Origin of the sequence: Haloflavibacter putidus (genome assembly GCF_006546625.1) — a bacterium.
Classification (GTDB): domain Bacteria; phylum Bacteroidota; class Bacteroidia; order Flavobacteriales; family Flavobacteriaceae; genus Mesonia; species Mesonia putida.
Genome location: NZ_VIAR01000010.1, coordinates 34,608 through 48,092 on the forward strand (window position 1 = coordinate 34,608; position 13,485 = coordinate 48,092).

At 36.4% G+C, this 13,485-nt stretch carries 11 protein-coding genes and 1 tRNA gene; 4 read left to right on the forward strand and 8 right to left on the reverse strand.

Features of this window, described 5'->3' with window-relative positions; all coding sequences use genetic code 11:
* Positions 1–4: 4 nt before the first annotated feature.
* The gene (locus FKR84_RS10035) at positions 5–1,327 is read right to left on the reverse strand and encodes an HTTM domain-containing protein (protein WP_141422179.1); all 1,323 of its coding nucleotides are present in this window, start codon (positions 1,325–1,327) and stop codon (positions 5–7) included.
* Entirely contained in the window at positions 1,327–2,241 is a 915-nt protein-coding gene (locus FKR84_RS10040; protein ID WP_141422180.1) for a bifunctional riboflavin kinase/FAD synthetase, read from the reverse strand. Before FKR84_RS10040 ends, FKR84_RS10035 begins: the two co-directional genes overlap by 1 nt.
* A 98-nt stretch (positions 2,242–2,339) precedes the next feature.
* Between FKR84_RS10040 and FKR84_RS10045 the strand changes: the two genes are divergently transcribed.
* A complete protein-coding gene (locus FKR84_RS10045; protein WP_141422181.1) occupies positions 2,340–5,618 on the forward strand; it encodes a reprolysin-like metallopeptidase in 3,279 nt (1,092 codons plus the stop codon).
* Between the two features lie 164 nt (positions 5,619–5,782).
* Here the strand turns inward: FKR84_RS10045 and pth are convergent, their stop codons facing one another.
* The 3 genes from pth to FKR84_RS10060 form a co-directional block, all read right to left on the reverse strand.
* A complete protein-coding gene (gene pth, locus FKR84_RS10050) occupies positions 5,783–6,412 on the reverse strand; it encodes an aminoacyl-tRNA hydrolase (protein WP_141422182.1) in 630 nt (209 codons plus the stop codon).
* 75 nt (positions 6,413–6,487) lie between these two features.
* Positions 6,488–7,135, reverse strand: coding sequence for a 50S ribosomal protein L25/general stress protein Ctc (locus FKR84_RS10055; protein WP_141422183.1), 648 nt, complete (start codon positions 7,133–7,135; stop codon positions 6,488–6,490).
* A 32-nt stretch (positions 7,136–7,167) separates the two neighbouring features.
* Positions 7,168–8,109, reverse strand: coding sequence for a ribose-phosphate pyrophosphokinase (locus tag FKR84_RS10060; protein ID WP_141422184.1), 942 nt, complete (start codon positions 8,107–8,109; stop codon positions 7,168–7,170).
* 142 nt (positions 8,110–8,251) lie between these two features.
* Between FKR84_RS10060 and FKR84_RS10065 the strand changes: the two genes are divergently transcribed.
* The 3 genes from FKR84_RS10065 to FKR84_RS10070 all read left to right on the forward strand — a co-directional run bounded on the left by FKR84_RS10065 (position 8,252) and on the right by FKR84_RS10070 (position 10,269).
* A tRNA-Leu gene (locus FKR84_RS10065) sits at positions 8,252–8,333 on the forward strand.
* Between the two features lie 407 nt (positions 8,334–8,740).
* Positions 8,741–9,079: a hypothetical protein gene (locus FKR84_RS13380; protein ID WP_233357731.1), complete on the forward strand. Its 339-nt coding sequence runs from the start codon at positions 8,741–8,743 to the stop codon at positions 9,077–9,079.
* Between the two features lie 26 nt (positions 9,080–9,105).
* Complete coding sequence (locus FKR84_RS10070; protein WP_233357732.1) at positions 9,106–10,269, forward strand: FMN-binding glutamate synthase family protein; 1,164 nt, start codon at positions 9,106–9,108, stop codon at positions 10,267–10,269.
* A 22-nt stretch (positions 10,270–10,291) separates the two neighbouring features.
* Here the strand turns inward: FKR84_RS10070 and FKR84_RS10075 are convergent, their stop codons facing one another.
* The 3 genes from FKR84_RS10075 to FKR84_RS10085 all read right to left on the reverse strand — a co-directional run bounded on the left by FKR84_RS10075 (position 10,292) and on the right by FKR84_RS10085 (position 13,310).
* Positions 10,292–11,347 (reverse strand): serine hydrolase domain-containing protein, encoded by a 1,056-nt coding sequence (locus FKR84_RS10075; RefSeq protein ID WP_141422185.1) that lies wholly within the window; start codon positions 11,345–11,347, stop codon positions 10,292–10,294.
* A gap of 167 nt (positions 11,348–11,514) precedes the next feature.
* The gene (locus FKR84_RS10080; protein WP_233357733.1) at positions 11,515–12,267 is read right to left on the reverse strand and encodes a SpoIIAA family protein; all 753 of its coding nucleotides are present in this window, start codon (positions 12,265–12,267) and stop codon (positions 11,515–11,517) included.
* Positions 12,268–12,353: 86 nt separating this feature from the next.
* Complete coding sequence (locus FKR84_RS10085; protein WP_233357734.1) at positions 12,354–13,310, reverse strand: DUF481 domain-containing protein; 957 nt, start codon at positions 13,308–13,310, stop codon at positions 12,354–12,356.
* Positions 13,311–13,485: the final 175 nt, after the last annotated feature.

Here is a 13,485-nt window from a genome sequence, read left to right on the forward strand (position 1 = left end):
TTGTTTAAGATTTATCTAAGTTAGAAGGTAAAATCCACGGGTTGTGCCAGAAATAGTTCCATTCGGCTGCAGCCATATCTACCTCATTATCTATAAAGCGTTCGTAAGGTCTTTGGTTTACGCTTACGCGGGAATCTACATATATTGCAATATTCTTACCTTTTTGAGCATATTCTTTTTTAAGCCGTTGCGAAAATTGCCAAATCATATCTGGCTTGGTCGCCAAAGCCCGGCGCTGTTTTTTGCTTAGGTAATCTTTTAAATTTACAAAATGTTCGTCGCCGGTCTTTTTATTGACAATCTTAAAATTAATAATGCCAGATTTGGTGCGCAACATCATTCGCCAGCTTAAACGGTGGCCTTCTTCTGTCCATAAAACATTTTCTTTTATAAGCCAATGTCTTAGCGGCAAACCTATTTGTACAATAAACCAAATACCAAAAAAAGTAACTAGCAAAGGTTTATAATTTGGCACAATTACTTCGGCTTTGTTGTAAAAAAGCTTTCGTTTTAAAAAGCGTTTATGAATGCTTTCTTCCGAAAAGAAAAACAAGCAAAATGCCAAAGATAAATAAGGAAAAATACCAATATGAAAAACTGCACTATTAAAAAGGTGAAAGAAAACCGCTAAAATAAAAACCGGCAACCTGGTTTTGCGCCACAACAATAAAGGAACAATTAACAAATCGAAAAATATACCAAAATAAGCTACCACCACCGGTACCCAATCCGGTTTAAGTAAAAACCCGATGTAGGGCAAACGTGAGCGGGCATCCATAAGTATTGTTGGCATGGTTAAATCTAACCAATCTGGATACAATTTTGCTACGGCGGCATAGGTATAAACAACTCCCAATTGTAAAATGATAAAGATTTTTACCCAGCGTGGCATGCTTATTTTCCGTAAAGCCGGATTTTGACGCGCATCTAAAGAAAGATACCGATTTGCCGGCACGATAAGCATAAAAATGCAAATTAACAGCAGCAAATAATAATGGTTGTTGTAACTGGATTTTTGTAGAAAATAAACACCGGCCCACATAAGGGTAAAGCCAAACATACTAAAACGGTATTTATAACCTAGAGCTACAAAAACGCCAAAAACGCCCATAATAAAAAAGTAAAGGTACATTTTTGGTCCTAGTAGTGCTTGCAAAAAATCGAGGCCTATAAAGTTAAAAGTTTGCGAAGGCTCTACCATAACCCGTTTTACCCAGCCGGTAGCAATTGCGCCCCAAGCTTCTAAGGTAATTAGAACACCAAAAAACACCCGAAAAAGCACTAACGAGCTATTGTCTATATGCGTAAAGAGCCAACGATTGAGCATTAGTGTAGATCTTTAGAAAGCTTGGCAATGTATTGTCTTGCTATTTTCTCGTCGTTTTGCATAGCTTCTACGAGTTTTTCTGTGGAGTCGAAATTTACTTCTTTTCTGAGGTGCGATAAGATTTCTATTTGCAATTTTTTACCATACAAATCTTGATCAAAGTCTAAAAAATACGTTTCTATTGTTTGTTCTTTTCCGCCAACAGTGGGATTGGTGCCAATATTCATCATCCCAAAAAGGCTCTTGCCGTCTAAGTTAGTTTTTACAACATATACGCCGTTAGCCGGAATGATTTTATAGCTTTCTTCTATTTTAAGATTTGCGGTAGGATAACCAAAACCTTTACCCAAACCCTTGCCGCTTATCACCGTGCCCGTTAAAATAAAAGGCTTGCTTAAATATTTGTTGGCTTTTTCTATTTCGCCATTATTTAGGGCTTTCCTGATTTTGGTAGAACTTACAGCAACTTCTTCTACATCTTGTTTACTAATTTCTTCTACGCTAAAGCCGTATTGTTTTCCAAATTTTTTCAGGTCTGTAATATCTGCGGTGCGGTTTCTTCCAAACCGATGGTCGTAACCAATAATCACGTGCGCCACATCCAATTTTTTCACCAAAATCTCTTCTATATATTCTTGTGCTTTTAATCGAGAAAATTCGCGCGTAAACGGGTGGACTATTAATTTGTCTATTCCGGTGTTATAGAGTATTTGTTTCCTTTCTTCTATGGTATTGATTAGCTTTATACCGGCCTCTTTTTGCAACACCATTCTAGGATGTGGAAAAAAGGTTAAAACCGTAGAGGTGAGCTCGTTATCGCCCCCATAATCTATCAATCTTTTTAAAATTTTGCGATGACCAATATGCACCCCATCAAAGGTGCCAATAGTAACAACAGATTTTCCGGTAGCCATATTTAAGAAATTGATTTTGTTAATCTTAAGGATTTTTACTTCTAAAAAATAAAAAATTACTAATTTTGAGAAAATACCTTAACCCTAAAAATTATTCTATGAAAACAAATTTACGCCAAGTTTTTTCTTTGCTAATGTTTTTTGCTGTTTTTTCTATGGCAGCTCAAAATAATTACTGGGAGAAAACATCGGTTTCTACCCTAAAAAATGAAAAGACTATTGAAAGGGCAGTTACCCCAACCAAATTTGAAGTATTTAAATTAAACTTAAATGCTTTTAAAAACGCTTTAATTGGTGCGCCCTTACGGGGTAGCATTTCCGGAAAATCTACAAAAATTGTAGAATTCCCCACTCCGGAGGGAAAACTAGAGAAATTTCGAGTGGCAGAATCTCCAATAATGGAGCCTGGTTTAGCAGTAAAATTTCCGGGTATCAAAACCTATAAAGCTACCGGAATTGACGATCCTACCGCTACTATGCGTTTTAGTGTTACGCAGTTTGGTGTACACGCTATGAGTCTTTCCGGCCAACGTTCTACCACTTATATAGATCCTTATACAGAAGACAGAACTTCGTATATGATCTTTAGTAGAAAAGATATTGGTGCAAACCCGCAAGACTTTGAATGTCTTACCGAACAAGGTATAGATCTTAATTCTATTGAAGAAGAAGTAAGCACCAATAGAAACGATACAGACGATAGTGTTTTACGAACCTACAGATTAGCACAATCTAATAATGCTCCTTATGGTAACATTTTTGCCAATCCGGGAACAGAAGTAGAAGATATTCAAGCGCAAATGGCTATCACTATAAATCGCGTAAACGAAATTTATGAACGTGATTTGGCAATTACTTTAGTATTTGTAGCCAATAACGACCAATTAATTTATTGGGGAGATAGCGCAGACGATCCTTGGGACGGCGAATATAACAACACCACACAACAAGTTATTGATAGCACGATTGGAAGTGCCAATTATGACATTGGCCATAATTTTAACACCACCGGTGGCGGGAACGCAGGCTGTATTGCATGTGTATGTATAGATGGTAGTAAAGGAAGTGCATATACTGGAAGCGACAATCCTGTTGGCGATCCTTTTTATATAGATTATGTGGCACACGAAATGGGACACCAATTTGGTGGTTATCATACCATGAACACCTGTAGTAGAAGTGGTGATGGCACTACAGAAGTAGAGCCCGCTAGTGGTAGCTCTATAATGGGCTACGCGGGTATTTGTAGTACTAACGTACAATCTAACTCAGATGCGCATTTTAATTATGTAAACGTTCGTGATATTTCAGAAAACATTCAACCCGGAGGTAATAGTACTTGTGGGGCGCAAACGCCTTTAAACAATCAGCCTCCGGTTGCAGATGCTGGGACAGATTATACCATTCCTATTTCTACTGCCTATGTATTGCGTGGCAGTGCCACTGATCCTGATGGGACTGCGACTTTAACCTATAACTGGGCACAAAACGATCCAGAAGAAGCTCCGGGAACAGGAAGTCCACAACCTACTTGGACAGCAGGACCACTATATCGTTCTATTATGCCAGCACAAACCCCAGATCGCTATATGCCAAAATTATCTGATGTAGTTGCCGGTAATTTGACCCCTACCTGGGAGGTAACCCCTTCTGTATCTAGAATTATGAATTTCTCATTTATAGTTCGCGATAACGGTAGCGGTTTTGCAGCAGGAATAGGACAGACAGATGCAGATCTTATGCAAGTAACTGTAGACGATAGCGCAGGACCATTTGTGGTTACTTCGCAAAATACCGGAACAACTTGGACGGCTGGAGAAACCCAAACCGTAACTTGGGACGTAGCTAATACGGATGTAGCACCAATAAATGCTGCTAATGTAAATATCTTATTATCTAATAATGGTGGTTTGAGTTTTGATACCGTTTTAGCATCTAATGTTCCTAACAACGGCTCTTACGATATAACCGTTCCTGCAGTACAATCTACTCAAGAAGCTAGAGTTATGGTAGAAGCAGCAGATAACATTTTCTACGCCGTAAATACAGAAGCATTTACTATAGAAACAGCAGAATTTGAGATAAACTTTACGGAAGATGAAGTGGCAACCTGTCAACCAAATAATGCAGAATACAACTTTACGTACAACACATTAAATGGTTTTAACGAAGAAACAACTTTCTCTGTTTCGGGATTGCCAGCAGGAACCACGGCAAGTTTTAGCCCCGCAACTGCAACAAATGATGCTACCGCTGTAGACTTAACTATTACAGATATAGCCAATGCAGCTGTTGGAGAATATGTACTTACCGTTACCGGTACTTCAACTTCTATAACCAGAACAGAAGATATTGTATTAAATATTTATAGCGACAATATAGATCCTGTAGTACTTTCTACTCCAAATGACGGAGAGTTAGATTTAGATTTGGTACCTTTATTTGCTTGGGAAGAAGATGAAAATGCAGAAAACTATCAAATACAAGTTGCAGAAGATGCAGACTTTAACAGTATAGTTTTAGAGGAAATAACAGATAGTAACTCGTATACTTCCTCTGTTACTTTTGAGGAGGAAACTACTTATTACTGGCGTGTTAGAGCAATTAACTCTTGTGGAAACGGTTCTTATTCTTCTGTAAGAAGTTTTACGATAGGAGAATGTAGCCTATGTAACTCTGTTGCCAATACAAGCTTTGAAACTAGTGTAACAAAAGTTATATTGAATACCATTGATAATTCTAGCGGAAAACCGTCTGGTTATAGTGATTATACAGATATCTCAACCACCTTGGTACAAGAAGAAAGCTACGACCTTACAGTAAATGTGAACACAGATGGTGATTATCTAGCAGCCGCCAAAGTATGGATAGATTGGAACCAAGATTGTAATTTTGACGGTCCGAATGAAGAGTACGATTTAGGTTCTGCTACCAACACAGCAGATGGTCCTACCGCAGCTTCGCCACTTAACATTACCGTTCCGGCAAATGCTGTTTTAGGCAATACCACTATGCGTGTGTCTGTTCAATACAATTCAGCCACAACAGCTTGTGCTAATGGTTTTGACGGAGAGGTAGAAGACTACACCATTAATGTAACAGACGAACTTTCTGTAGACGCTAATAATTTAGATGCTTTTAGTATATATCCTAACCCTAATAGCGGTCAGTTTACTTTAGGTCTATCTAGCGGCACACAAGAAAAAGTAAAAGTTAACGTGTTTGACCTTAGCGGAAGATTGGTTTACGAAAAAGAATTCGAACCTAGCAATTCTTTCGAAAACCAAATAAATCTTGGCAACGTACAAAGCGGAGTTTATTTAATAAATATTTCCTCAGGAAATAGTAATACTACCAAAAAACTTATTGTAGAATAAGCTAGATTGGTGTTAAACAATAAAAAGGGAAGCAATTTTTGCTTCCCTTTTTTTATTCTATTTATTGGTTGCGAACAGTATTTTATTTTTCAGTAAAGATTATTCTAATTGGTTTACGGAACTTTTTCTTCCGTAAAGGAAAAATCAAAGAATTTCTTAAGCCTTTATTTATTATTAAAATTATTCATGGTATTATGTATTCCTGCGGTGCCAAAAGACTTTACCAATTGCCAGGCTTTCTCCAACCTTTGAGGTAGTTTTTCTTCTTCTTTCGCAGACCACTTGCCCAAAACATAATCTACTTGGTTTCCTTTAGAAAAAGCATCGCTAATGCCAAACCTAAATCTGTTGTATTTGGTGGTCTGCATTTGCTGCTGAATATCTTTTAGACCATTATGCCCACCATCGCTACCTTTTTGCTTTAAGCGTATGGTGCCAAAATCAAGGTTTAAATCGTCTGTGACTACAAGTAGGTTTTCTAAAGCAATTTTCTCTTTATTTAACCAATATCTAACAGCTTTCCCGCTTAAATTCATATAAGTGTTTGGCTTTAATAAAATAAAAGTTCTTCCTTTAAACCTAAACTCGGTTCTATCTGCTAATTTTTGTGTTTCGAAGCTTACTTCTTCTTTTTGAGCTATATAATCTAAAATTTTAAAACCTATATTATGACGGGTATCGGCATATTTTGGCCCGGGATTGCCTAAACCAACTATCAAAAATTTCTTCACTGGATCTAGCGTTTTTTTATTTTTATTTTTCTGCGATAATATTCTACCAAAGAAAGCGAGCATATTTTTATTTTTTATAAAAATAAAAAAAAGCACCTTATTAACATAAGATGCTTTTTTATAAAACTTTTTCTCTGCTTATTGGTCGTCAGAAGCTGCGGCTGCACCTTCATCTTCTACTTCTGTAGCAGGAACATCACCAGCATCTACTTCTTCGTCGTCGTCTTCATCAAGAACCGCAAGGTTACGTGAAGTTCTTACTTGACAGATAACTGTATTGTCTGGATGTAAAATGTTGTAATCGTCACTCTTAACAGCTGTTACATACATTTTATCTCCAATTTTAAGCGGCGTTACATCTACTTCTATGTAATCTGGTAAGATGTTTGCTAAACCACGAACACGCATACGGCGTAGGTTGAAACGTAAAACACCACCATTTTTAACCCCTTTAGGAACACCTTCTGAGTGTACAGGAATTTCCATAGTAATTTCTTGGTCGTCGCCAAATTCATAGAAATCCATATGTAAAATGTTGTCTGTAACCGGATGAAATTGCAAGTCTTGCAATACAGCATTGTATTTCTTACCGTCCAAATCCAATACAACAACGTGTACATCTGGGGTATATACCAAATTATTAAATGCTATTTCGGGTGCCGAAAAGTGTATTGGTTGTTCTCCTCCGTATAATACGCAAGGAACCATTTCAGCATTACGTAAGGCTTTTGTTGCTTTCTTGCCTACGCTTTCTCTTTTAGATCCTTTAATCGTAAGTGACTTCATTCTTAAAAAATATATTAATTAATAAATAGTTTCTACATTAAAAATTTAGAACTTATAGAACGGTTCTCGTGTACGCGTCGCATTACATCTGCCACCAAATCTGCACAAGAAACCACTTTTATTTTAGGAGATTCTTGCCTTAACGGTATACTGTCTGTTACAATAAGTTCTTGTATTTTAGATTTCTCTATACGCTCGTATGCATTGCCAGATAAAACCGGGTGGGTACAAATTGCCCGTACGGTCAAAGCGCCACGCTCTATCATTACATCTGCAGCCTTGGTTAAGGTTCCGGCAGTATCTACCATATCGTCTACCAAAACAACGTTTTTTCCTTCTACTTCTCCAATTAACTCCATATGCGAAATTACATTGGCTTTTGCCCGTTGCTTGTAACAAATTACCACATCGCTTTCCATTGTTTTAGCATAAGCGTAAGCACGTTTGGAGCCGCCCATATCCGGCGAGGCCATCATCAAATCTTTTAATTTCAAATTTCTCAAATACGGTAAGAAAACCGTAGAAGCATATAAATGATCTACAGGCTTCTCAAAAAATCCTTGAATTTGATCTGCGTGCAAATCCATTGTGATAATGCGAGTTGCGCCGGCTGTTTCCAACATTTTTGCCATCAATTTGGCAGCAATTGGTACGCGAGGTTTATCTTTCCTATCTTGTCTAGCCCAGCCAAAATAAGGAATTACCGCAGTAATATGGCGGGCAGAAGCGCGTTTGGCAGCGTCTAACATCAATAGCATTTCCATAATATTATCACTATTGGGATGTGTAGATCCAATAATAAAAACTCTAGAACCTCGCACAGACTCTTCAAAAGAAGGCTGAAACTCGCCATCGCTATACGTTGAGGTAATCACGTTGCCCAGCGGCGTTCCATAAGATTCGGCTATTTTTTTAGCCAATTCTGTACTCTGGGAACACGCAAAAATTTTAGCATCTGCAACTGCCTTAACCATAACGAACTAAAGTTTTGTAAACGAATTATTTATGTTTTCTAACGCGCTGCAAATTTAGGAATTTATTTTGATCTTAAAAGTAATATTTTTAGTATTTTTTTAGTTTGGTATTATTTATTTTTTTACTTTTGCCCTCGCAAATGCTCGAGTGGCGGAACTGGTAGACGCGCTGGATTCAAAATCCAGTTTCTTCGGAAGTGTGGGTTCGATTCCCACCTCGAGTACTTAAAGTACCTCAGTAATCTAACTTTAGATTGTTGAGGTTTTTTTATGGAAAATAAAATTCTCTTCTTCTTTTGCATTATAATTTAAAACGACCCATATTTTTCCCTAGATAAAAAAATTAAGAGTTTTTGCGTGGTTTTAGAATTTGCGCGACCTTAAATATTCTAATTGAGGTTGTTTATCTTCTCAGGTAAGTTGTTTGAATTACCGGAAAATAATTCCCCCGAAAGGGAGTTGCAAAATAATAGTTGCTCTAATCTACTCTAATAAGAAGATCAAAAAAGAGGGGCTCAAAATTGGTAGTAATTGCAAGTATTAGTAAATTTATATAGTGCTATGAATCCTAGCACTTAAAATTGGCTGGATAACTCTTCCGTTTCACTTGGTTCAGCAAATCATCTAAACATTGTTTTATGAGAGAAGCAATTCACTTTACCTTTATTTTATTAGCGATAATAGCGCTCATTACCGGCATAATAATTTGGCCGCTTTACGGATTTATAATTCTGGCCATGCTTGTTTTTGGTTTAGGAATTTACAACCTTCAGCAAAAAAACATACCATTTTGCGTAATTTTCCGGTTATTGGCTATGTCCGGTATATGATGGAAATGATTGCCCCGGAGTTGCACCAGTATTTTGTAGAAAGCGGTGTAGATGGGACTCCGGTAGACAGAAACCATCGTAGCTATATTTACGAACGCGCGAAACGTCAAAATAAAACCCACCTTTTGGTACCGAGTTAAACGTAGAAGAAGAATACTACAAATGGATGGAGCACAGCATCTATCCTGCAAAAAAACTGGAAGCTTTTCCGTGGGTTCTTATTGGGGGCAAAGCTTGTAAACAACCTTATTCTGCAAGTCTTTATAATATCTTTGCGATGAGTTTTGGCGCTTTGAGCAAAAACGCCGTGGAAGCACTAAATTTAGGAGCAAAAGCAGGTAATTTCTTTCATGATACCGGAGAAGGCGGTATTTCTGAATACCATAGAAAAGGTGGCGATTTGGTGTATGAAGTAGGCACAGGTTATTTTGGTTGCCGTACGGAAGAAGGAAATTTTTCGGCAGAAAAATTTAAGGAAAAAGCAGCTTATCCGGAAGTTAAAATGATAGAAATCAAACTATCGCAAGGTGCCAAACCCGGACACGGCGGCGTTTTACCGGCAGAAAAAAACAATGAAGAAATTGCCAAAATAAGAGGTGTAAAACCACATACCACTGTTTTATCATCCCCGGGACACAGCGCTTTTGAAGATGCTGAAGGTTTACTGAAATTTGTACAACAAATGCGCGAACTATCTAACGGAAAACCTATTGGTTTTAAATTGTGTATTGGCAGTAAAGCAGAGTTTATACAAATTTGTAAAAAGATGTTAGAAACAGGCATTAAACCAGATTTTATAACCGTAGATGGTAGTGAAGGCGGAACCGGCGCCGCCCCGATAGACTTTTCTAATTATGTGGGAATGCCGTGGGAAAGTGCTCTTATTTTTGTAGTAGATACCTTGCGCGGTTATGGCTTAAAAGAAGAGGTTAAAGTTTTAACCGCTACCAAAATTTTTACTGCTTTCGATATTTTTAAAGCGCTTTGTTTAGGCGCAGATGTCTGTAATTCTGCGCGCGGAATGATGTTTGCCTTAGGCTGTATACAAGCCTTAAAATGCGACACCAATAAATGCCCGACAGGTGTTACTACCAACGACCCCAGTTTGCGACGTGGCCTAGTGGTTTCAGATAAGTGGAAACGTGTTAAAAATTACCAAGAACAAACCTTAGAAGAGTTTTTAGAACTTTTTGCAGCGGCAGGTTGTAAAAAATTATACGACCCCAACCGTTCTCTTATCTATAAAAAACTGGAAGGTAAGATTAGCAGTTATGAAGAGCTTTACCCAAGTATTGCAATGGGAAGTTATCTTACCAGTGATAGTAACTAATTTTTAAATATCAATAAAAAAACTACTCCAAAACTTGTTCATAATTGGTGTTGAACAATTCTCGTATCAAATCTGAGTTATGTTGATTTATTAAAATAACCATACCCCAATCTTCTTTTTTATTATACGCCATTATAGAAGAACACGCAAATGTGTCGCCTGTTTTGTAAAAAAACTTATCTTCTTTACTTCTGGCAATTTCCTGTCCCAATCCCACTTCTCTCTTAGTGTTTTGGTAATAAGTAGCTTCTGTAATTTTGGTTGCATTTGCAATTTTGCCGTTATTAGATAAAAGTATATCCAACAACTTAACCATATCTGCAGTATTAGATTTTAATAAACCTGCCGGACCCGTCCAGGAATTCCATTTAAAATATTCTTGTTCTACTCCATTAATATCGTAACCACAAACCTTATTTTGCCCTTCAACATTGGAAGTAAAAGTATTTTTCATTTGAGCCGGATCGAGTATTTTTTCTTTTACCAATTCCGTAAAGTTCTTCGCATAGACTTCTTCCAAAATTATTCCCATTAAGGTGTAACTTATATTAGAATAGCGGTAATTGCCGTAATCTAGCAATTTTGTACTATTGTTTAAGATAGCGTGCAAAGTTTTTTTAGTAACATCTAAGGGTTGTTGCGGTTTGGTCTGCATTAACTTTTTAAAATCAAAGTCTGGTAAGCCGGATTGGTGCGAGGCTAAGTCTGAAATTTTTATTTTATTTCTTATCTCTTTAGGTAAATTATATTCGGTAGGCAAATACTTTCCTATCAAGTCGTTTACATTTAATTTCCCTTCTTGTTGTGCTTGCGCGATTAGATTGGCAGTTAATAACTTGGTAATAGAGCCAATTTCGTAAATAGTATTTTTATTAACCTCTAGATTGCTTTGGCGATTAATTTTTCCGTAATTGAAAAAATATTCTTTTCCCTTATCAATAAAACCAATACTAATTGCAACTTGTGGGTTTTTAGTGAAAATTTCTTTACTAATAGCGTCTATTTGTGCTGCCCGTGATTGTGCGAAAGTAAACTGACTTAAAAGAAGTAGGCATAACAGATTGCAAATAATTTTCATAAGCTTTGGTTTTCTATACAACGCTTTAAAAATGCTTTTGCTACCAGAATTTAGGTTTATTTGTTTTTCACTTTCGTGGAAACGAAAAAGCGCGTATTAATAGAAGTTAAACTTAAGCTGCTTTGGTAATAAATATTGTAGATTAGAAGTTTTGTTTATTTTCTCTTCTAAGCTTTTAACCATTTAATAGCTTCTTTTTCTTCTTCGAGAGAAAAATATTTTAAAGTAACAGATTGAAAGATTTTATCTTCTAAGGTCAAAATTTTCTCTATCCATTTTTTATTGCTAACAACGGCATATTTATTTACTTGAGAGATGCTTTCAAAATCTACTTTTATGCTTTTAAGAAAAGTTTTAAAACTATCAAAGCCATCAAAATTTTTAAAAACCGCCAATAAGTTTACCTTTTCTTCTTTGTTTTTTATAATTCCGTAAAGCGCTTCTATTGCTCCTTGATCTATTTTACCATCTATAGTAAATTTATAAATATTAGAATTATCTAACTTTTCGAAATCTAATTGGGTTAAATATTCTTCTTCCGTAAAGGTTTTATGATACGATTTGTTAAGCCAGGTAATTGCCTGGTCTTTTTCTTTTGCAGCAAAATGCTTGATGGGTATTCTTGGCGTTAGTAAATTGCCCAAAGGCGTAAAAGCTTTTATCCAACCGGCATCAGATACCACCGCGTATTTCTCTATATTGGTTAGGGCTTTAAATTTTAGTTTAAAGGTCTCGCTAAAAGCTTTAAAACTTTCAAAACCCGGAAATTCTTTAAATTCTGCCAACAGTTTTATTTTCTGTTTTTCTTCTAATTTCCGGTCTAACAAATAATAAAAATCTTCTAAATCGCGGGTGTTTAATTCTCCTTCTACCGTGAAGGCATAAATTTGGGTTCCTTCTATTTGGTGTAGGTTAAACATAGATTTTTTCTTAAAGTTACACATTATCTAAGCCCTAGAGGGTTAAAACTTCTGTAAAAAAAGTTTAATTATATCTTATTAACCGCTTACCACTCCCAGCCCAAAATGCTTTGAAAAACATAATCTGTTTCGCTTCCATTTTTAACCGGACGGTTATCGTAGTTTAAACCAAGCCCTAAGTTGATGTAAAAATTAAACGGTAAATCGTATTTTAAGTCTAAGCTGTAATCTATTCGCATACGTTCAGACTCTGTTAAACTAGGATAAAACGCTACTTTGGTTAGCAAGTTAATATCGCCCACATTGTATAAATTTAATTCAGAGCCTAAAAAAGCTTCCGCACTATTTTTGGAGGTGGTGCCTTCGATTACATCGTAACTTTCGTTGTTATAAGATGCACCAACTTGCGACCCCCAATACATTTTATTGGTACGAATTATAAATTTACCAACTCCAACTTTGCCCAATGTACGCAGATCTAAATTTTGAGCGGTATTAGAAAGCCAAGAAACATCTGCGGTTAGAAACCAATCTTTTTTAATCGAATATTGGTAGCCCAAATTTGCATCTATACGACTTACGTTTTCTACATCGTCTTGGTACGAGCGTATATCGTTGTAAGAACCGTCTATACTCCATCTTGTAGCTTTATAACCCAAAGTGCTGCGCACGCTAAATTGCTGTAAATTTTTTGCTTTGGTATAATTGTATCCTAAACCAACGCTGGCAGAAAGTCTGCTCCAAAAATTGGTTTTTACCACGTCTAGAAAAACAATGGCGGCACGATCTACTTGTGCTAAAGTGTCTTTGTTTTTTACAATGTTTATCTTTCTAACACTATCTGCTTGAGTAGATACTAATTGGCCATTAAAACGTTTGCCGTTTACCAAATTTATAGAAAATTCTTGCTTGGTTTTAATGCGTTTAATCTTGCTCCATTCTATTTTAAAATCTTTATCGCTATAAGCGGTTTCTATGCTAAGCACATTTTTATTTAGGCCTTTTATTTCACCAACAATAACATCTTGATTGGTTAAAATCAAACTATCTGTTTGGCTGTAGCCGAAAAATGACAGTAGTAAAAAAAATAAATTTAAGTATAAAAACTTATGCTGCATAGCGTTCTACATTTCGATATCTTGCAAGATATTTTATTTTTTCAGCCTGACGAATTGCGGTAGACATTTTTTAAATTTAGAATGCTTTACAAGCTGTAAA